This is a genomic window from Pseudomonas sp. 008 (assembly GCF_016861935.1).
Lineage (GTDB): Bacteria > Pseudomonadota > Gammaproteobacteria > Pseudomonadales > Pseudomonadaceae > Aquipseudomonas.
The window spans coordinates 872,816-894,484 of sequence record NZ_BOMA01000001.1 but is presented as its reverse complement, the minus strand read 5'-3'; the positions used below and the strand labels follow the sequence as shown (position 1 = coordinate 894,484).

The following is a 21,669-nucleotide window of genomic DNA, read 5'->3' as shown; positions in this document are numbered from 1 at the left end:
ACAGTTATGAATAAAGAGCGCGGAGCCCTTGATGTCCTCTTTTAACGAAATGATCAAAAACATCACCCCGGATATCTACCAGAGCCTGAAACTGGCGGTGGAAATCGGCAAATGGTCCGACGGCGGTAAACTCACCGCCGAGCAGCGCGAACTGTCCCTGCAAGCGATGATCGCCTGGGAAATCCAGAACCTGCCCGAGGAAGAGCGCACCGGCTACATGGGCCCGCAGGAGTGCGCGTCGAAGTCGATCGAAGTGCCGAATATCCTGTTCAAGTCGGATGCCATCCATTGATCGAGATTGGCCGCGGTGCAATCAGCAAAATGTCGGCGCGCCTTGACGGGCCGAACGTGCAGTACGCTTTTCGTCTGGGCGACGCCGAGGTACCGGTCAATCCGTTGATCGGCACCACGGTGCGCCTGGAGTACCTGGGGGCGATCCACTGCACCCATTGCGGACGCAAGACCAAAACCAGTTTCAGCCAGGGTTACTGCTACCCGTGCATGACCAAACTGGCCCAGTGCGACATCTGCATCATGAGCCCGGAGCGTTGCCACTACGACGCTGGCACCTGTCGGGAGCCTGAGTGGGGCGAAAAGTTCTGCATGACCGACCATGTGGTTTACCTGGCCAATTCGTCGGGGATCAAGGTCGGCATTACCCGCGCCACCCAACTGCCGACCCGTTGGCTCGATCAGGGCGCCAGCCAGGCCTTGCCGATCGTGCGCGTCTCGACCCGCCAGCAGTCGGGCTTCGTCGAAGACCTGTTCCGCAGTCAGGTCGCTGACAAGACCAACTGGCGTGCTTTGCTCAAGGGCGATGCGGTGTCGGTGGACCTGGCGCAGGTTCGCGATCAACTGTTTGAAAGCTGCGCCGAAGGTTTGCACAGTTTGCAGGAACGATTCGGCCTACAAGCAATCCAGACGATTACCGATGTCGAACCTCTGGAAATCCGCTATCCGGTCGAGCAGTACCCGGCCAAAATCGTCAGCTTCAACCTGGACAAGAACCCGATTGCCGAAGGCACGCTGTTGGGGATCAAGGGTCAATACCTGATTTTCGACACCGGCGTGATCAATATTCGTAAATACACGGCCTACCAGCTCGCCGTGCATCAGTAAGGACTCCAGCATGCGCACCGAACAACCGAAGATGATTTACCTGAAGGACTATCAGGCGCCCGAGTACCTGATCGACGAGACGCACCTGACCTTCGAGTTGTTCGAGGACCACAGCCTGGTCCATGCGCAACTGGTGATGCGCCGCAACCCTGAGCGTGGCCCGGGCCTGCCGCCATTGGTGCTCGACGGCCAGCAACTCGAGCTGCTGTCGGTGACCCTGGCCGACCAGGAGCTGAGCGCCACCGACTACCAACTGACCGAGAACCATCTGACCCTGCACCCGACCGCAACAAGCTTCACGGTCGACACCAGCGTCCGGATCCACCCGGAAACCAACACCGCGCTGGAAGGCCTGTACAAATCCGGCACCATGTTCTGCACCCAGTGCGAGGCCGAAGGTTTCCGCAAGATCACCTATTACCTCGACCGCCCGGACGTGATGAGTGCATTCACCACCACGGTGGTCGCCGAGCAGCACAGCTATCCGGTGCTGCTGTCCAACGGCAACCCGATTGCCTCCGGTCCCGGCGAAGACGGCCGCCACTGGGCGACCTGGGAAGACCCATTCAAGAAGCCTGCCTACCTGTTCGCGTTGGTGGCCGGTGACTTGTGGTGTGTCGAAGACACCTTCACCACCATGACCGAGCGCTCCGTGGCGCTGCGCATTTATGTCGAGCCAGAAAACATCGACAAGTGCCAGCACGCCATGAACAGCCTGAAGAAGTCCATGCGTTGGGACGAAGAAGTCTACGGTCGCGAGTACGACCTGGACATCTTCATGATCGTCGCGGTCAACGACTTCAACATGGGCGCCATGGAGAACAAGGGCCTCAACATCTTCAACTCCAGCGCCGTGCTGGCCCGTGCCGAAACCGCTACCGACGCCGCGCACCAGCGGGTCGAAGCGATCGTCGCCCACGAATACTTCCACAACTGGTCGGGCAACCGCGTGACCTGCCGCGACTGGTTCCAGCTGTCGCTCAAGGAAGGCTTCACCGTGTTCCGCGATTCGGAGTTCTCGGCCGACATGAACTCGGCCACGGTCAAGCGCATCCAGGACGTGGCGTACCTGCGCACCCACCAGTTCGCCGAAGACGCCGGCCCCATGGCTCACGCCGTACGCCCGGACAGCTTCATCGAGATTTCCAACTTCTACACCCTGACCGTGTACGAAAAGGGTTCGGAAGTGGTCGGCATGATCCACACCTTGCTCGGGGCCGATGGCTTCCGCAAAGGCAGCGACCTGTACTTCGAACGCCATGACGGCCAGGCCGTGACCTGCGACGACTTCATCAAGGCCATGGAAGATGCCAATGGCGTCGACCTGACCCAGTTCAAGCGCTGGTACAGCCAGGCCGGCACACCGCGTCTGGCGGTGAGCGAGTCCTACGACGCCACGGCGAAAACCTACAGCCTGACCTTCCGCCAGAGCTGCCCGCAAACCCCGGACAAGGTTGAGAAGCTGCCGTTCGTGATTCCGGTGGAGCTGGGTCTGCTTGATTCGAAAGGCGCGGCGATTGCATTGCGTCTGTCCGGTGAAGCCAGTGCTCAAGGCACTTCGCGGGTGATCTCGGTGACTGAAGCCGAGCAGACTTTCACTTTCGTCGACATTGCTGAAAAACCGCTGCCGTCGTTGCTGCGCGGCTTCTCGGCGCCGGTGAAACTGAGCTTCCCGTACGACCGCGATCAACTGATGTTCCTGATGCAGCACGACAGCGACGGTTTCAACCGTTGGGATGCCGGCCAGCAGTTGTCGGTGCAGGTGCTGCAAGAGTTGATCGCCCAGCAGCAGAAGGGCGAGGCGCTGGTGCTGGATCAGCGTCTGGTTGCAGCGCTGCGTACCGTGCTGTCCGACGAGACGCTGGATCAGGCCATGGTCGCTGAAATGCTCTCGCTGCCAAGCGAGGCGTACCTGACCGAAATCAGCGAAGTGGCTGATGTCGAAGCCATCCACACCGCTCGCGAATTTGCGCGCAAGCAACTGGCGGACACTTTGTTCGAAGCACTATGGCTGCGTTATCAGGCCAATCGCGATCTGTCGAAGAAGACTCCGTATGTGGCCGAAGCCGAACACTTCGCCCGTCGCGCCCTGCAGAACATTGCGTTGTCCTACCTGATGCTCAGCGACAAGCCAGAAGTATTGGCGGCGACCCTTGAGCAGTTCGACAGCTGTGACAACATGACCGAGCGCCTGACCGCGTTGGCCGTGTTGGTGAATTCGCCGTTCGAAGCGCAGAAAGCCAAGGCACTGGCGAGCTTCGCCGAGCACTTCAAGGACAATCCGCTGGTCATGGATCAGTGGTTCAGCGTTCAGGCCGGCAGCACGTTGCCCGGCGGTCTGGCGCGGGTCAAAGCCTTGATGCAACACCCGGCGTTCAACATCAAGAACCCGAACAAGGTGCGGGCACTGGTCGGCGCATTTGCCGGACAGAACCTGATCAACTTCCACGCGGCGGATGGTTCCGGGTATCGGTTCCTGGCGGATCTGGTGATTGAGCTCAACGGCTTCAATCCGCAGATTGCTTCTCGCCAACTGGCGCCGCTGACGCGCTGGCGTAAGTACGACAGCGCCCGTCAGGCGTTGATGAAAGGCGAACTGGAGCGGATCCTCGCTTCGGGGCAGCTGTCCAGCGACGTGTACGAAGTGGTCAGCAAAAGCCTGGCCTGATCTGGTTGCCTGCTCTCTCAAGTGTTCACTCGGACCTTGTGGGGGCGGGCTTGCTCGCGATGGCGGCCTGATAGCCGACCGGGATTTTTGATGGAGTACATATCCATTTCTGCGGTAACGGCTACTTAGGGTTTCGCCCTTACGGCGAGGCACTTTTGGCAAACGCCCCAAAAGTACCCAAAAGGTCTCGCCCCAAGCGTCCGGCCCCTCGCTGAGGCTCGGCGTTCCTTCGCTCCGGTATCCATCTGGGGGCATCGCCCTACGGTCTGCTTCGCTACGACCTACATGCGATGGGTTCGACTGCGTCGAACGGCGCTGCGCGCCAATCCCCAGATGAACACCTGCGCTCAGCCTCCCGAAGGGGCGGGTAGATCAAGATCAAGATCAAAAGCCAAAGCAAAGCAAAGCAAATGCAAGATCAAAAGATCGCAGCCTCGCTTCGCTCGACATCTCCTACAGGGAAATGCGTCCGCTTGAGATCAGGCCGGCCGGTAGGCCGCCTTGTTTTTGATTTTGACGCACCGCCCCCTCGAGAGGCCGAGTGGAGGTTCTGCGTAGTGGGCAACCCGGCATGGATGCCGGGTTAGCCGCCCCCGGCCATGGATGGCCGATGGCGGCGGGCCCACGGAGCAGGACCGGAGCGAGGGCATGCCGAGCCTGGGCGAGGCACCGAACGAAAGGGGCAAAAGCGCTTTGGTTACTTTGGCGCTTTTCCAAAGTGACCCGCTGTAAGAGCGGAACCAATAGCCGCCGTTACCGCAGAAACGGATATGTACCCCAGACCCCAGACTCCAATCACCGCTCCGAATGCCTCCCCATTCACCCACACCCCATATCCCCCCGGTTAACAAAACATAACGTGGCGTCGATTGTCAGACCTTTCCAAACCCCGATAGGATAAGCCCAGCTTCCGAAGGGGCTCTGGATTGCGGGTTTCAGGACTATGCTCTGGAATAGGGCAGTCCCGGTGAGCACCCCCTTACGGCGCCCTGAAAGGTTGAATGACCTAACAATAATAATGGGGGAAGGTCTATGAGTGAGCCTGTCATGGGTGTGAGTATTTGCCGCCCGCCGGCGTTACGCAGGTTCGCGTTGCTGGCTACAGCGCTCTCGCTGTTGGGTTGTGCCGTGTTGTCGGCTCCTGTGCTGGCCGCTGCCGCGCCGACCACCGACGTGGTTTATTCCATTGAATCCGCCAAGGCCAGCAAAGGCCTGATGCTCGATGTCGTGCATGCCGGCAAACGCCTGGTGGCGGTCGGCGATCGCGGGCATATTCTTTATTCCGATGACCAGGGCGCGACCTGGACCCAAGCCAAGGTGCCGACCCGGCAACTGCTGACAGCGGTATTTTTTGTCGATGACAAGCACGGTTGGGCCGTCGGCCATGACGCGCAGATCCTCGCCAGTGAAGACGGCGGTGTCACCTGGAGCAAACAATTCGAAGACCTGCGACGCGAATCGCCGCTGCTCGACGTCTGGTTCAAGGACGTCAACAGCGGCTTTGCCGTGGGCGCCTACGGTGCCTTGCTGGAAACCACCGACGGTGGCAAGAACTGGGAAGACGTCAGCGATCGCCTGGCCAACGAAGACCAGTACCACCTCAACGCCATCGCTGCAGTCAAGGATTCCGGCATTTTCATCGTCGGCGAGCAGGGCAGCATGTTCCGTTCCGGCGATGAAGGGCAGACCTGGGAAAAGCTTGAAGGCCCCTACGAGGGCTCGCTGTTCGGCGTCATCGGCACCGCGCAACCGGCCACGCTGCTGGTCTACGGCTTGCGGGGCAATCTTTACCGCTCCACGGATTTCGGCACCACGTGGGAGCAGGTCGAGCTCAAGGCTGCACGCGGTGCGCTGGAATTCGGCCTGTCCGGCGCCACGTTGCTCGACGACGGCTCCATCGTGATCGTCGGCAACGGCGGCAGTGTCATTCGCAGCAGCGACGACGGCGAAACCTTCAGTGTGTTCAACCGTCCCGATCGCATTTCCGTCTCGTCGGTCACGGCGGCGGGCAACGGTAATCTGATTCTGGCAGGCCAGGGCGGCGTTCGCGTCACCTCGCCAACGGGTGCAGAGAATGGAACAAACGGGTCGTCCAAATGAGCCGGGCAAATAATAAGAAGGCGGGTCTATGACATCCTTAAGCACTCCTCATCAGGACAAGGCGACGTTTCTTGAGCGCCTGATCTTCAACAACCGCCCGGCGGTGATCGTCATCTGCCTGCTGGTCAGTATTTTCCTGTTCTGGCAGGCGACGCTGATCCGGCCGTCCACCAGTTTCGAAAAAATGATCCCGCTCGAGCATCCGTTCATTGAAAAGATGATGGAGCACCGCAACGATCTGGCGAACCTGGGCAACACCGTACGGATTTCCGTTGAAGCCACCGATGGCGACATCTTCTCCAAGGAGTACATGGAGACTCTGCGCCAGATCAACGACGAGGTGTTCTACATCTCCGGCGTCGACCGTTCCGGCCTCAAGTCGCTGTGGAGCCCGAGCGTGCGCTGGACCGAGGTGACGGAGGAGGGCTTCGCCGGTGGTGAAGTGATCCCCCAGAGCTATAACGGTTCCCAGCAAAGCCTCGACCTGTTGCGCAACAATGTGCTCAAGTCCGGGCAGGTCGGGCGCCTGGTGGCCAACGACTTCAAGTCGAGCATCGTCGACATCCCGCTGCTGGAGTCCTATCCGGACCCGCAAGACCAGGGCAAGTTACTGGCGCTGGACTACCGCAAGTTCTCGCATGAACTTGAAGACAAGATCCGCAACAAGTTCGAAGCCCAGAACCCCAACGTGAAGATCCACATTGTCGGGTTCGCCAAGAAAGTCGGCGACCTGATCGATGGGCTGGTCATGGTGGTGATGTTCTTCGGCGTCGCCTTCGTCATTACCCTGATCCTGCTGTACTGGTTCACCAACTGCATGCGCAGCACCGTGGCAGTACTGAGCACGACGCTGGTGGCGGTGGTCTGGCAGCTCGGCTTGATGCACTTTTTCGGCTTCGGGCTGGATCCGTACTCGATGCTGGTGCCGTTCCTGATCTTCGCCATCGGGATTTCCCACGGCGTGCAGAAAATCAACGGTATCGCCTTGCAATCCAGCGAGGCAGAGAACGCACTGACCGCGGCGCGGCGAACATTCCGTCAGTTGTTCCTGCCGGGGATGATCGCGATTCTCGCGGATGCGGTGGGTTTTATCACGCTGCTGATCATCGACATCGGCGTGATTCGCGAACTGGCCATCGGCGCGTCCATCGGCGTGGCGGTGATCGTATTCACCAACCTGATCCTGCTGCCGGTAGCCATTTCCTACGTGGGTATCAGCAAACGCGCCGTCGACCGCAGCAAGAAAGACGCGCACCGAGAGCATCCTTTCTGGCGCCTGCTGTCGAACTTCGCCAGCGCGAAAGTCGCCCCGGTGTCCATTGTCCTGGCGCTGATCGCGTTCGGTGGTGGCCTCTGGTACAGCCAGAACCTGAAAATCGGTGACCTCGACCAGGGCGCGCCGGAGCTACGCCCAGACTCGCGCTACAACAAGGACAACAGCTTCATCATCAACAACTATTCCACCAGTTCCGACGTGCTGGTGGTAATGGTCAAGACCAAGCCCGAAGGTTGCTCGCGCTATGAGGCCATGGCACCGATCGACGAGCTGATGTGGAAGATGCAGAACACCGAGGGCGTGCAGTCGGCGATCTCGCTGGTGACCGTGTCCAAGCAAATGATCAAGGGCATGAACGAGGGCAACCTGAAATGGGAAACCCTGTCGCGCAATCCGGACGTGCTGAACAACTCCATCGCCCGTGCCGATGGTCTGTACAACAACAATTGCTCCCTGGCGCCGGTGCTGGTGTTCCTCAACGATCACAAGGCCGAAACCCTGGATCGCGCGGTTCATGCGGTGCAGGACTTCGCCAAGGACAACAACAAGGAAGGCCTGGAATTCCTCCTCGCCGCCGGTAATGCCGGGATCGAGGCCGCCACCAACGAAGTGATCAAGCGTTCCGAACTGACGATACTGGTGCTGGTGTACATCTGCGTCGCGACCATGTGCATGATCACCTTCCGTTCCTGGGCGGCGACCTTGTGCATCGTGCTGCCGCTGGTGCTGACCTCGGTGCTCGGCAACGCACTGATGGCGTTCATGGGCATCGGTGTGAAAGTGGCGACCTTGCCAGTGGTGGCACTCGGGGTGGGGATCGGCGTGGATTACGGGATCTACATCTACAGTCGCCTGGAAAGCTTCCTGCGTGCCGGTCTGCCGCTGCAAGAGGCGTACTACCAGACGCTGAAATCCACCGGCAAGGCTGTGCTGTTCACCGGTCTGTGCCTGGCAATCGGCGTGTGCACCTGGATTTTCTCGGCGATCAAGTTCCAGGCCGACATGGGTCTGATGCTGACCTTCATGCTGCTCTGGAACATGTTCGGCGCGTTGTGGTTGTTGCCGGCGCTGGCGCGGTTCCTGATCAAGCCGGAAAAACTGGCAGGACAGAAGGGCAACTCGCTGTTTGCTCACTAGGCGTCAGCCTGACCCAAAAAGCCGCAACTCAGGTTGCGGCTTTTTTTATGGGGGACCGAGTCACTCAGCGTGGTTGTAGCGTCAGGAATGCACTGTTGGCCAGTTCCTTGCTGATGATCCCGCGGTGGATATCGATTTTCTGTTTCGGATCTGTAGCCTTGGCCATCGCCGACTCGTAGGTTTCGAAGCGTTGTTCCCTGGTTTTCAGATGGGCCTGGGTATATTGCGTCTTGGCATCATCGAAGCGCTCATAGTGAAAATGTGCGTACCCCCAGGGTTGATCGTCTTTGTTCAACAGGACGTACTCCTGCATGAAGTCTTTACGTCCGGTTTTCAGTTGTACGCGATTGCCAATCATGCGTGGGTAAACCTCCTTGCACCGTAACAGAAACTCCACACCCTCACTGCTGGGGGGCTGGGCCAGTGTCATGCGGATGCGCAGTTCCGATGCCTTACTGTCGAGGGCTCGCGCGTGATCGCGTAAATCGCGGATTAACGAGGCATCTTGTTCCCGGTTTGGCGAGGGTGCCTCGTGGTGTTCCAGGCCCTCGGCATACCCGGTCAGCTTTTGTGCTTCGCGTTGCAATTGCTCTTCAATTTCCTTGGGTGAGCTTGCGCGTTGCGCGTAACCTTCGATTTTCCTTACCTGCTTTTCGACATTGGCGATGGCCTTGCGGGCATCCCCTTTGAGCTGTGCGTAGGAGTGTGCGGAGGTCTTGGGCGCGGGCTGCCTGACCTCGACCATTTCTACCCAGACATTCGGTTCATGTTCATGGAACGAAGCCAGTGGTGCATCTTCGAGTGGGCCGTTGATATCAACAATGTCTCCACCCTGGTTAGCCACGCGGGGGCGAATATCACCGATCAGAGTGCCCTTGGCGGTTTTGATGACCCGCTTGCGACTGGCCCATGAAGAGGGGCGCTGGATCGGGGGCTTGCTGGCTCCGGGTGAAGACGGACCAGGCTCGGAGACCGAAGGTTGCGGGAGATTTTGAAGGTCGTCGGCCAGACGTCGCTCGGCATCGAGGCGCAGTTCACCGATGATCTCTCGCAGGCGATTGAAGGCCGCCGGCTGTAATTCTTCGGCATTGAAGATGCCGATACTTTCAAGCCCGTCCAGTGCTTTGCGGTAGTGATCGACCAGGTTGTCCAGAACGGCGATCCGATCGCTGTTGTTATAAGTGCGAGACGTTTGCAGTTCGGAATGGGAGCGAGACAGTAACATCAGGGGATCGAGCGCGCGTTCGAGTGGGGTCATGGTGGCGCTTCCCAGTTCCTTCAGGCTGAGAATACGCAAGATGCTCAGTTGGTAGGATTTGACTCGCAATGCGGTCAATTCATTTTCGGAGCGATTGTCGGTCAACCGTTTCCAGTCCTCGAAGCCCAAGCGAGACAGGTGTTTAAGCTCCGCAAGTCGGCTCTCTGTTTCTTCGTAGAACCTGATCATGGTTTCGTTGACTTCGGAGGTCCTGCGCATGAATTCGAAGTATCGATCCAGCACGACGTTGCCCTTGTCCTTGATTGCTTCGCGCAAGTGTTCGATACCGCGGGTCAAGTCCGCGTAAGTTCGATGGGTGGCTTCCCGTTCCCGGTCGGCGATGACAATACGTTTGCGCGCGTTGTTGATGAGATTCTCCAGCAGGCTGCGCTGCAGGTTTGGATCGGGATCAGTTTTGCTCAGAGCGCTTTTTTCGCGGATTTCGGCAAGCGCCGTGACATAGGTTGCGCTCTGTTTATCCAGTTCGTCCGCGAACCGTTGGCGAAAAGTGGCGCGATCCTGCTCGCTGCTGGCGGGGTCGTTTCTTTTCAGCTCCATCAGCTTTTCCGCGATATCAACGCGTTTTTGCACCTGTGTTTGTTGCTGCAAAAAATCCTGGTGGTTCAGTGCCAGCAGGCTGATGCGTTGCTGTTTGCTCTCGCGCAAGGCATCCCGCCTGGCGTTACGTCCTCCGCCGAGCAGTTTCAGCCCTTGATCCAGCGTCCACCGGCCATACCCATCGGTTTTGAGCTTGATTCCCGGATGGTCGGGATGCTCGGGATGCACCAGGTAGACCTCACCGAAACCGGGCACGACACTCACGCGAAACAGCAGGCCGGCGACCGTGACGTGCCATTTGTCGTCGATCCGGTACAGACCCTTGAACGGACCGCTTGCAACAGGCTCTGGCAGGGACGCGGGCCATGCAACCTTGACCGCTTGCAGCCTGTTGAACAGCCGCGCCGAGGTCGAGTCCCGAGCGGTCGACAGGTTGAAATCCAGCAACGTATCGCCACTGCCTGGCGGTTCGGAGGGCAGTCCGGGTGTTTCTTGAGTGATGTTTGTCTCGGGATTCAGCAAGTCCAGTGGCAACAGACGGCGCAGCGGATCGAGGGTCACCGGAGCGTTTTCGCCCATGCGCTCTGGCGCCAGTGCAGGCCGTTCACCTTGAGTTCGTGCGACATGCAAAAGGAGCAGGCCGATGTTCAAGAGCACATCGACCCAGGCCAGATTCCGGGTAGTTGGGTCATCACTGTCCAGTGCGGGCAGGTCGTTGATCAGGCTATGGGTGATTTGCAGCATCCAGCCCACCAGCATTGCCGGGCCGCGCAACAGTGGCAGTACCAGGTTGTTAAAGACCAGCCAGCCACCCTCAAGGATGATCGCCCAACGGCTTTCGGCATTGGACACCGATTGCCTGTCAGCCAGATCGGCCAGCGCCCGGGCGTTGCTGGCGAACAGGCTGGCCGGCAATCGACCTTCCTCCAGTGCACTGAGCCACTGGGCCGCAACTTCGTCGCCTGCCAGAATCGCCGGTTTCGGCTTGTCGGGCGGTGAGAACTCGTCGCCGATGTGAAAGTGGTTGATATGCGGTTCGTTGAAACCGTTGTTGTCGTAAACCGGACGTGCGCGGTCCGGGAGCCAGGTCAGCACGCTGGTTTGCAGCGCGCCCTGTTGCGCGACCGCTTTGAGCAAGTCGCTGCGTGCGGCGTATTGCTGCAGTGACGGGGTGTACAACGGGCGATAGAGGATATGTGGACCACTGGCCTGCAAGTCTTTGGGCTCGATGATGAACATGTTGGCGGCCACATCACAGTCGGCGCCGTCCTTGCGTTGGAAGGCCAGGGGCCGGATGACCACGGCCTGTTCATCGACGACCCGTTCGGCGGCGGTGCGATTCATCAACGCATTGACATAGCGATACCCCAGATGGGTGAACCCGTGCTCACCCTTGATCGAATGCTCGAGGGCCAGCAGGGGGAGATGAACCGACAGTTCCAGCGCGAACAATCGTTCCCGCTTCCGTGCGTCGTCGGTCTGGCCGAGCAGTAAGGTTTCAATCAGTTCGGGATAGTGCTGGCCGACATTGACCCGGCTCACCAGGTCCAGCAGATAGGCGTCGGTAGTCCACTGCTGAATCAGTTGGTCTCCCGTGTGACGGACAGTCATGCGGCCCTTGGGTTTTGCGGCGAGATTGTTGATCGCCAGCTCGGTCAGGGTCATTTTGACGGTTTCGATGTAGCCGCTGCCGAGGTCACCGACGGGTACATGAAAGGTCAGTTCCAGCTCGTCGGAGTTGTAACCGGGCGCCAGCGGATAATCTTCCTGCATCTGCTTGTGCAAGGCTTTTCGGGCAAACGTACGAAGGTCGTCGATGCCATCGTTGAAGGTGCGCCCCTGGGTCTGTTGCTTGACGCTGGCCATGGCCAGGACGTGCTTGCGATAGGCCATGCGGTCAGTGGGTGTCGCTGCTTGCAACCACTTGGGAATCGATGCCTGTATTGGTTGAAAAACGGCATCGACCGGTTGGCTGTCGATGAACAGCGTGGCGACTTCGGTGATCGCCTCAACGTGTTTCGCCAACTCGCCCAGGCCCTGGCTGGCGGGCAATTTGAGCGCAGCCAGATCTTCCAGTTGCCGGTTCAGGAGCAGGGCAGCCTGAATGTCAAAGATGTTACCGTCCGGCTCAAATCGCTTCCAGGTGATGACATCGGCTTTGCATGCCTGCTGAAACCGTGCGCCCCAAGCCAGGCCGAAAGCTTCCAGGGAAGAGAAGGGCTCGATTTTGCCGGTCACGCTGCACAACAAGTGGGTTTCACCACAAGTCACCAGGAGCTCGGAGGCCAGCAGCGTAATCGAAACGTCACCTCTGGTCAGGGTGGTTTGCAGGGTGCAGGCTTGTATTGGGCCTTTTGACCGGGGCTGCTGGAGTCGCTGCAGGTTGTCCGGGTAGCTGGCCAGTTCCGTGAGAATCCCGGCCTGCACCGGGTCGCTTTTCGACAGGCGGGTCGCGGATGCCTGCAGGACACCGGCCAGCAAGTCTCCCAGCCATTGCCAGCGGCTGACGCCGGTCTCGTCCTGCTGGTTCCAGTAAAGGGTCAGCGATTCCTGAAGCCCGATGTGCAGCAAGTCGGGCAGCTCAAGGATGACCCCCGCAATCATCTGGAGATCAGGCAGGCTCGATGTGGTTTTGCCGACAGTCAGTTGCGCGGGCGCACGGTTGGTCAGAAAGCAGGCACGACTGAACTGCTCGCTGAAATCGACAGGTGTGCCGCTGGCCAGATAATCCAGTACCAAGTCCAGCAGCAACGTGAGGCGCCAGGCCCCGTTGGGTATCGGCTGCGCGATTTTGGTTCGCTCAGGGTCGAAGTCCAGTTGCGGGTACTTTTCCAGTACGCCGTCCTTGAGCAGGCGAGCGGTTTCCGAGCGCAGGGTGGGGCGGGAGCTGAAGCGGGCGCTGACGGCGTGCGCGATGATGTTGGTCATGTCCGCCGTGGCAGGGGGGGATGCAGGTATCGGCATGATGCAATCCTTTGCATGGGTTGAGTTACGCAAAGTAAGGCGAGGCCGGAATGGATGTGCGGTAACGGGATACCGCAGATCCGACAATTCGATGATCTAAGTGATGACTACGTGGCGGCAATGAGCCCAGGGGAATTGTGGTGGTTATGAGGGATCGGTGCCGAGCACCACATTCAGCGCATTACGCGCATCGTCCAGTTGCACCAACGTCGCATGCCGCGCACCCAGCGCATCGCGATTCTCGATAGCCGTGAGAATCGCCTTGTGCCGAGGCAACGCCAGTTCATGCAGGTTCGGCCGCTGGTTGGAGTGTTTCAAGGCTTCGGCAATCGCCACCGACAACATGTTGCACAGGTTCGCCAGCAAGTCGTTGTGGGTCGCGTCGGCGATGCGGCTGTGGAAATCCAGGTCCGGTTGCAACAAGGCTTCAGGCGTCGGCGCGGCTTCCATGCGTTGGTAGGCTTCACCGATGGAGGCGATGTCTGCGTCGGTGGCGAACTGCGCGGCCAGGGCTGCCGCGGCCGGTTCGATGATGCTGCGCACGCTGGTCAGCAGGCTGAAGAACTCATTCTGCGGGCTGCTTTGCATCAGCCAGTGCAACACGTCCGGGTCGAGCATGTGCCATTCCCGGCGCGGCTTGACCACGGTGCCGACCCGCGGACGGGAATACACCAGGCCCTTGGCAACCAGCACTCGGGTCGCTTCGCGCAGGACTGGCCGGCTGACCGCGTATTCCTCGCACAACAGGGCTTCGGCGGGCAGTTTGTCGTCCGGTTTGAAGCGTCCCGAGACAATCTGCATGCCCAGTTCCTGGACGATGCGCGAGTGCATGCTTTTGCGGTCGGAGGGTTTGCGGTAATCCATGGGGAACGGCGCGGTCCTGTGCGATGGGGTGCTGCGCATGATAGCAGGCGCGAGTGGTGGGCGATCCAGCCCTTTGATGATCGTTCCCACGCTCTGCGTGGGAATACAGACCGTGACGCTCCGCGTCACTTTCCGTGCGGGGACGCGGAGCGTCCCTTGAGGCATTCCCACGCGGAGCGTGGGAACGATCGGCGAAAGGGTCAGTGAGAGTGACGCGGCACCTCGGCTCCACGACAACCGACGAGGAAGTCGAAGTCGCAGCCCTGATCCGCCTGCAGCACATGGTCGATGTACAACTGGCGATAGCCGCCCACCAGCAACTGTTGTGGCGGTTGCAGATCGGCCATGCGCGCGGCCAGTTCGGCATCCGGAATGTCCAGATGCAAACGTCCACTGGCGCAATCGAGCTCGATCCAGTCGCCTTCCTTCACCGCCGCCAAAGGCCCGCCGGCTGCGGCTTCCGGTGCCACATGCAAGACCACCGTGCCGTACGCCGTGCCACTCATGCGTGCGTCGGAAATCCGCACCATGTCGGTCACGCCTTGAGCCAGCAGCTTCGCCGGTAACCCCATGTTGCCGACTTCGGCCATGCCCGGATAACCCTTCGGCCCGCAGTTTTTCATCACCAGAATCGAGTTGGCGTCCACGTCCAGTTCCGGATCGTTGATCCGCGCCTTGTACATGTCGAAATTCTCGAACACCACCGCGCGCCCACGATGTTGCATCAGCTCGGCACTCGCTGCGGAGGGTTTGAGCACCGCACCCAGTGGCGCCAGGTTACCGCGCAGCACACAGATGCCGCCGTCGGCGCGGATCGGGTTGTCGAGGGTGCGGATCACTTCGTCTTGGCCATAGATCGGCGCGTCCTTGGTGTTTTCGCCGAGGGTTTTGCCGTTGACGGTGAGGGCGTTCGGGTTCGGAATCAGGTTGGCTTCGCCCAGGCGACGCAGCACCGCAGGCAAGCCACCAGCGTAGTAGAACTCTTCCATCAGGAAGCGCCCGGACGGTTGCAGGTCGACAATGGTCGGCATGCCGCGACCGATGCGGGTCCAGTCATCCAGGTCCAGTTCGACACCGATGCGCCCGGCGATGGCTTTCAAATGGATCACCGCGTTAGTCGAGCCGCCGATGGCAGCGTTCACCCGGATGGCGTTTTCGAAGGCTTCCTTGGTGAGGATTTTCGACAGCTTCAAATCTTCGCGAACCATCTCCACCGCACGCATGCCGGACATGTGCGCAAGTACATAACGGCGGGCATCCACCGCCGGAATCGCCGCGTTGTGGGGCAGGGAAGTGCCCAGTGCTTCAGCCATGCAAGCCATGGTCGAGGCGGTGCCCATGGTGTTGCAGGTGCCGGCGGAACGGGACATGCCGCCCTCGGCCGCGAGGAAATCATCAAGGGTGATCGTGCCAGCCTTGACCTGTTCGCTGAGCTGCCACACCACCGTGCCTGAACCAATGTCCTGGCCCTTGTGCTTGCCATTGAGCATCGGCCCGCCGGTGACGACGATCGCCGGCACGTCGCAACTGGCCGCGCCCATCAGCAGCGCCGGAGTGGTTTTGTCGCAACCGGTGAGCAGCACCACGCCATCGATCGGGTTGCCGCGAATGGCTTCCTCGACATCCATGCTCGCCAGGTTACGGGTGAGCATGGCGGTGGGGCGCAGGTTCGATTCGCCGTTGGAGAACACCGGAAATTCCACTGGAAAGCCACCGGCTTCGATCACCCCGCGTTTGACGTGCTCCGCGATCTGGCGGAAATGCGCGTTGCACGGGGTCAGTTCCGACCAGGTGTTGCAAATGCCGATGATCGGCTTGCCGTGGAACTGATGGTCGGCGATGCCCTGATTCTTCATCCAGCTGCGGTACATGAAGCCGTTCTTGTCGGCAGTGCCAAACCATTGGGCGGAGCGCAGGGTGGGTTTCTTATCAGTCATGATCGGTTCTCTTATTGTATGACTATATTGTTCGAGCTGTGGCGTAACATAAGCGCAATTTCGGCTGTTTGGAAGTGTTGTTGGTTAAATAGTAATACTATATAGTCGATTTCAACGGAGGGATGGCCCTGGTGGTTTTCCGCGAGAGGCGTCCCCCGAGGTTCTATAACAACAACAATCGGAGACCGAACTCATGAGCCAGGAATTGCGGCTTATCCGTCGCATCACGTTGAAACTGATTCCCTTCCTGATCCTGCTGTACCTGATCGCCTATGTGGATCGCTCCGCCGTGGGGTTCGCCAAGCTGCACATGGGCGCCGACGTCGGCATTGGTGACGCGGCTTACGGATTTGGCGCCGGGCTGTTCTTCATTGGCTACTTTCTGCTGGAGATCCCCAGCAACCTGATGCTCGACCGCTTCGGCGCCCGCCGCTGGTTCGCGCGGATCATGGTCACCTGGGGTGCTATCACCATCGGCATGGCGTTTGTCCAGGGCCCGAACAGCTTCTATGTGATGCGTTTTCTGCTCGGCGCGGCCGAAGCCGGGTTCTTTCCGGGCGTGCTGTACTACATCACCCAATGGTTCCCGATTCGCCATCGCGGCAAGATCCTCGGGCTGTTCATCCTTTCCCAACCCATCGCCATGATGATCACCGGCCCGGTGTCCGGCGGCTTGCTCGGCATGGACGGCATGCTTGGTCTGCACGGCTGGCAGTGGCTGTTCATCGTCATCGGCACGCCAGCGATCCTGCTGACCTGGCCGGTGCTGCGCTACTTGCCGGACGGCCCGGACCAAGTGAAATGGCTGGATCAATCCGAGAAAGACTGGCTGACCGGGGAACTGAAAAAAGACCTCGCCGAGTATGGCCAGACCTGCCACGGCAATCCGTTGCATGCACTGAAGGACAAACGGGTGTTGCTGCTGGCGCTGTTCTATCTGCCGGTGACCTTGAGCATCTATGGCCTCGGTCTGTGGCTGCCGACGCTGATCAAGCAGTTCGGTGGCACGGACCTGGTGACCGGGTTCGTGTCATCGGTGCCGTACATCTTCGGAATCATCGGTTTGCTGATCATTCCGCGCAGTTCCGACCGCCTCAATGATCGCTACGGTCATCTGGCGGTGCTGTATGTGTTGGGTGCCATCGGCCTGTTCCTCAGCGCCTGGCTGTCGGTGCCGGTGCTGCAACTGGCGGCGCTGTGCCTGGTGGCGTTCGCGCTGTTTTCCTGCACGGCGGTGTTCTGGACCTTGCCGGGGCGCTTCTTCGCCGGCGCCAGTGCGGCGGCAGGAATCGCGTTGATCAATTCGGTGGGCAACCTCGGCGGCTACATCGGCCCGTTCGTGATCGGTGCGCTGAAGGAGTACACCGGCAACCTGGCGTCGGGGCTGTATTTCCTGTCCTGCGTGATGGTGTTCGGCCTGGTCCTGACCGGCGTGGTGTATCGCCTGCTCGAACGCAAGCACGTGCTGCCGGCCGACCAGTTCGCGGCAAGTGCCCGCGGTGCTACCCGTACCTGACGCGAGATTGGCCAACAAGTTTTGCATTAACAGGAGAAGGTTCATGCGTTTAGTTCAGTTCGAATTGAGTAATGGCGAACGCCGCGTCGGCGTGGTCGAAGACGGTCTGGTGCGTGAAGTGCAGGATGCGCACACGGTGCGGGATCTGGCGCTGGCGGCGATCGAGGCGGGCACCAGTCTTGAGCGACAGGTTCAAACCCTGGGGCTGGGCATCAGCCACAACTATGCCGAGCTGCTGGCCAAGCTGCGCATCCTGCCGCCGCTGGATCACCCGGACCCGGCGCATATGCTGGTCAGCGGCACCGGCCTGACCCATTTGGGCAGCGCCTCGGCTCGGGACAAAATGCATCAGCAGGCCGGCGATGAAGCGGCGATGACCGACACCATGCGCATCTTCAAGTGGGGTGTGGAGGGCGGTAAACCTGCAGCCGGCCAGGCCGGTGTACAACCGGAGTGGTTCTACAAGGGCGACGGCAGCATCGTCGTGCGACCGGGCAAGCCTTTCCCGCTACCGCCCTTTGCTGAAGATGCTGGGGAAGAGCCCGAGCTTAGCGGCCTCTATGTCATCGGCCACGACGGCAAACCGTATCGCCTCGGTTTTGCGGTGGGTAACGAGTTCTCCGATCACGTGATGGAACGCAAGAATTACCTTTACCTGGCCCATTCGAAACTGCGCAGTTGCAGCTATGGCCCGGAGCTTCGGGTCGGCGAATTGCCTCAGCACCTGGCGGGCACCAGCCGCATCCTGCGCGACGGCGAAGTGCTGTGGCAGAACGAGTTCCTCAGTGGCGAAGCCAACATGTGCCACAGCCTGGAAAACCTCGAGTACCACCATTTCAAGTACAGCCAGTTCCTGCGCCCCGGCGACGTGCACATCCACTTCTTCGGCACCGCGACCCTGTCCTTCGCCGATGGCATCCGTACCCGGCCGGGTGATGTGTTCGAGATCAGCCAGGCCGAGTTCGGCGCACCCTTGATCAACGGCATCGCTCCGGTTGAAGCAGCGTTCGAACCCGGCACCGTCGGCACACTTTAAGGAGACACCCATGACCCGGATTCTTGGTCACAACTACATTGGCGGCGAGCGCAGCGCTGCCGGCACCGTCAAACTGCAGAGCGTCGATGCCAGCACTGGCGAGGCCTTGCCCCACGATTTCTACCAGGCCACCGCTGCAGAAGTCGACGCCGCCGCGAAGGCTGCCGCCGCCGCTTACCCGGCCTATCGCAGCCTGAGCGCCGAGCGCCGTGCGCAATTTCTGGACACGATTGCCGATGAACTGGATGCCCTGGGCGATGAGTTCGTGGCCGTGGTCTGCCGCGAAACCGCGTTGCCGGCGGCGCGGATTCAAGGTGAGCGTGGGCGCACCAGCGGCCAGATGCGTCTATTCGCCAAGGTGCTGCGGCGTGGTGATTTCTATGGCGCGCGGATCGATCTGGCGCTGCCGGAACGCCAGCCACTGCCGCGTCCGGACCTGCGTCAGTACCGCATTGGCCTGGGGCCGGTGGCGGTGTTTGGCGCGAGTAACTTTCCGTTGGCGTTTTCCACGGCGGGTGGCGACACCGCTTCCGCCTTGGCCGCCGGCTGCCCGGTGGTGTTCAAGGCCCACAGCGGCCACATGGCAACCGCTGAATGGGTGGCCGACGCGGTGATTCGCGCCGCTGAAAAAACCGCCATGCCGGCCGGTGTGTTCAACATGATCTACGGTGGTGGAGTAGGGGAAGCACTGGTCAAGCACCCGGCGATTCAGGCGGTCGGTTTTACCGGTTCACTGAAAGGCGGTCGGGCGCTGTGCGACATGGCCGCGGCACGGCCGCAGCCGATTCCGGTGTTCGCCGAGATGTCGAGCATCAACCCGGTGATCGTGTTGCCGCAGGCGCTGGAAGTTCGTGCTGAAAGCATTGCCCGTGACCTTACGGCTTCGGTGGTGCAGGGCTGCGGGCAGTTCTGTACCAATCCGGGGCTGGTGATCGGCATTCGTTCGCCGCAGTTCAGTGCGTTCGTGCAACAGGTGGCCGGGCTGATCGGCGATCAGCCGGCGCAAACCATGCTCAACGCCGGCACCTTGAGCAGCTATGGCAAAGGCCTGCACAAGCTTCTTTCGCATCCGAAAATCGAGCACTTGGCCGGTAATCCGCAACAAGGCAATCAGGCGCAGCCGCAATTGTTCAAGGCGGATGTGAGTCTGTTGCTCGATGGCGATGAAGTGCTGCAAGAGGAAGTGTTCGGCCCGACCACGGTGTTTGTTGAAGTGGCGGATCAGGCGCAACTCAGTGCTGCGCTGAACGGCCTGCACGGGCAACTGACGGCAACGATTATCGGTGAGCCGACGGACTTCGAACGCTTCGGCGAGCTGACGCCGTTGTTGGAGCAGAAGGTCGGACGGATCTTGCTCAACGGTTATCCGACCGGTGTGGAAGTCTGCGATTCGATGGTCCATGGCGGACCGTATCCAGCGACTTCCGATGCGCGCGGCACTTCGGTGGGCACCCTGGCCATCGACCGTTTCCTGCGCCCGGTGTGCTTCCAGAACTACCCCGACAGCCTGCTGCCGGACGCGTTGAAGAATGGCAATCCGTTGCGCATCCAACGTCTGGTCGATGGCAAACCATCACGAGAAGCGCTCTAACGGCTGTGGCGAGGGGGCTTGTCGGAACGCCGCACCGCCCCGTTGGGCTGCAAAGCAGCCCCAAAATCTCTGATGTACCAAAGATTTTGTGAGTGCTACGCACTCAAACGGGGGCAAGCCCCCTCGCCACAGTCCGCTCCCGCATTGAGCTATCATTGCCCTTTCCCATTCAAAGATTGACTGCCATGACTGCCGTAAACGACACCTTGCTCAACGCCCTCGAACATTGCGACATGCTGGAGATCGACGGGCTGCACGCTTTCGACTTCTCTCTCGATGAAGACGACAACCTGCACATCGAATGCATGGACGGTCGGGCGCTCAAGCGTTGGGAGTTCAGCATGGCGCAGATCAAGGCGGCGACTTTCGATCCCGATTTGAAGAGCTGGATCATCATCGGTGATTCCGGTGAACACCGGCTGGTGCCTATGGAAGCGTTTGGTGGTCAGGATGACGAGGACGAAACGAATGAGGATGCGTAACTTCTGGCCACTGTTGATCGCCGGCAGCGTCGGCGCGATGGGCGTGCAGGCGGCGTCGGTCGACAGCTACGAGTTGCTGGTGGGGTCGTACACCGCCGGCCAGAGCCAGGGGATTTATCGCCTGAACTTCGACAGCCGCACCGGGCAGATCGATGCCAAGCCGCTGCAAGTGGTGAAGAGCGCCAACCCGTCCTGGCTGACCGTGTCCAAGGATCAACGTCACTTGTTCGCGGTCAACGAAAACGGCCCGGGGCAGGCCGATCCGGTAGGGCGCGTCAGCAGTTACGCAATCGATCCGAAAACCCATGAACTGAGCCTGATCAATCAGGTGCAAACCCTGGGCAACGAACCGACCCATTCGAGCATCAGCGGTGATGCCAGCCATCTGTTTGTCAGCAACTACTCGGTGGCTGAAGACCCGGGTGGCACCCTGGCGGTGTTACCGGTGGGCAGCGATGGCACGCTTAAACCGGTGGTGCAGATGAGCAGTCATCCGGCCAGCCGGGTCAACCCCGAGCGGCAGATGTCGGCGCACGTGCATTCGGTGGTTTCTTCGCCGGACGGCCGCTACGTGTTTTCCAATGACCTGGGCGCGGACAAGATCTTTGTCTATCGCTTCGACCCCAAGGCCAATCCGGAACGGCCGTTGACTGCCGCCAAGCCCGCGTCCGTCCAGTTGCCACCCGGCAGCGGGCCGCGACATTTGCTGTTCAGCGCTGATGGCAAGCACGCCTGGCTGACCCTGGAAATGAGCGCGCAGGTGGCGGTGTTCGACCATCAGGACGGCAAACTCGAGCAAACGCAGTTGGTCGATCTGGCGGCGGGGCTGCCCACATCGGGCAAGGCTGCGGCTGCGCTTCACGCCTCGGCTGATGGCAAGTTCCTTTACGTCAGCAACCGTGGCACCGCCAATCAGTTGCTGGTGTTCGCCATCGACCCGGCAACCGGCCACCTCAAGGAACTTCAGCGTCGCTCGGTGGACGGCGATCACCCGCGCGAGTTCAGTCTCGACCCGAGCGGCAAATTCGTGCTGATTGCCAACCAGAAGAGCAACCAGATTGTCGTCATCGAGCGTGACGCCAAGACCGGCCTGTTGGGCAAAACCGTGCAAAAACTGCCGATGGATGCCCCGAGCGATCTCAAGTTTCTGCTGCGTCAATAGG

The 21,669-nt window shown here is 60.2% G+C and carries 13 protein-coding genes; 10 read left to right on the top strand and 3 right to left on the bottom strand.

Translation table 11 applies throughout. The features are described 5' to 3' along the window. Positions 1-31 precede the first annotated feature (31 nt). The 5 genes from JUI81_RS03835 (at position 32) to JUI81_RS03815 (ending at position 8,300) form a co-directional block, all read left to right on the top strand. A complete protein-coding gene (locus JUI81_RS03835; protein WP_019579318.1) occupies positions 32-292 on the top strand; it encodes a YeaC family protein in 261 nt (86 codons plus the stop codon). Then, on the top strand, positions 289-1,119 hold the full coding sequence (locus tag JUI81_RS03830) for a DUF2797 domain-containing protein (RefSeq protein ID WP_018929611.1): 831 nt from the start codon (positions 289-291) through the stop codon (positions 1,117-1,119). Before JUI81_RS03835 ends, JUI81_RS03830 begins: the two co-directional genes overlap by 4 nt. Positions 1,120-1,129: 10 nt before the next feature. Continuing rightward, positions 1,130-3,787 (top strand): aminopeptidase N, encoded by a 2,658-nt coding sequence (gene pepN / locus JUI81_RS03825; RefSeq protein ID WP_204123762.1) that lies wholly within the window; start codon positions 1,130-1,132, stop codon positions 3,785-3,787. A 1,032-nt stretch (positions 3,788-4,819) separates the two neighbouring features. Next, positions 4,820-5,887, top strand: coding sequence for a YCF48-related protein (locus JUI81_RS03820; RefSeq protein WP_028940457.1), 1,068 nt, complete (start codon positions 4,820-4,822; stop codon positions 5,885-5,887). 28 nt (positions 5,888-5,915) lie between these two features. Then, on the top strand, positions 5,916-8,300 hold the full coding sequence (locus JUI81_RS03815) for an RND family transporter (RefSeq protein ID WP_019579313.1): 2,385 nt from the start codon (positions 5,916-5,918) through the stop codon (positions 8,298-8,300). 64 nt (positions 8,301-8,364) lie between these two features. Here the strand turns inward: JUI81_RS03815 and JUI81_RS03810 are convergent, their stop codons facing one another. The 3 genes from JUI81_RS03810 to JUI81_RS03800 form a co-directional block, all read right to left on the bottom strand. Beyond that, complete coding sequence (locus tag JUI81_RS03810) at positions 8,365-13,080, bottom strand: dermonecrotic toxin domain-containing protein (protein ID WP_204123761.1); 4,716 nt, start codon at positions 13,078-13,080, stop codon at positions 8,365-8,367. Between the two features lie 144 nt (positions 13,081-13,224). Continuing rightward, positions 13,225-13,944, bottom strand: coding sequence for a FadR/GntR family transcriptional regulator (locus JUI81_RS03805; RefSeq protein WP_019579311.1), 720 nt, complete (start codon positions 13,942-13,944; stop codon positions 13,225-13,227). Positions 13,945-14,144: 200 nt separating this feature from the next. After that, complete coding sequence (locus JUI81_RS03800) at positions 14,145-15,881, bottom strand: IlvD/Edd family dehydratase (RefSeq protein ID WP_018926177.1); 1,737 nt, start codon at positions 15,879-15,881, stop codon at positions 14,145-14,147. Between the two features lie 193 nt (positions 15,882-16,074). Here JUI81_RS03800 and JUI81_RS03795 point away from each other — a divergent pair, with 193 nt between their 5' ends. The 5 genes from JUI81_RS03795 to JUI81_RS03775 all read left to right on the top strand — a co-directional run bounded on the left by JUI81_RS03795 (position 16,075) and on the right by JUI81_RS03775 (position 21,668). Then, complete coding sequence (locus tag JUI81_RS03795) at positions 16,075-17,397, top strand: MFS transporter (protein WP_019579310.1); 1,323 nt, start codon at positions 16,075-16,077, stop codon at positions 17,395-17,397. A 43-nt stretch (positions 17,398-17,440) separates the two neighbouring features. Further along, complete coding sequence (gene araD1 / locus JUI81_RS03790; protein ID WP_096480100.1) at positions 17,441-18,433, top strand: AraD1 family protein; 993 nt, start codon at positions 17,441-17,443, stop codon at positions 18,431-18,433. A gap of 10 nt (positions 18,434-18,443) precedes the next feature. Next, positions 18,444-20,024: an aldehyde dehydrogenase (NADP(+)) gene (locus JUI81_RS03785; protein WP_204123760.1), complete on the top strand. Its 1,581-nt coding sequence runs from the start codon at positions 18,444-18,446 to the stop codon at positions 20,022-20,024. A gap of 185 nt (positions 20,025-20,209) precedes the next feature. Beyond that, complete coding sequence (locus JUI81_RS03780) at positions 20,210-20,506, top strand: DUF5629 family protein (protein ID WP_026331700.1); 297 nt, start codon at positions 20,210-20,212, stop codon at positions 20,504-20,506. Then, complete coding sequence (locus tag JUI81_RS03775; RefSeq protein ID WP_204123858.1) at positions 20,499-21,668, top strand: lactonase family protein; 1,170 nt, start codon at positions 20,499-20,501, stop codon at positions 21,666-21,668. The genes JUI81_RS03780 and JUI81_RS03775 overlap by 8 nt, the downstream gene beginning before the upstream one ends. Position 21,669 lies beyond the last annotated feature (1 nt).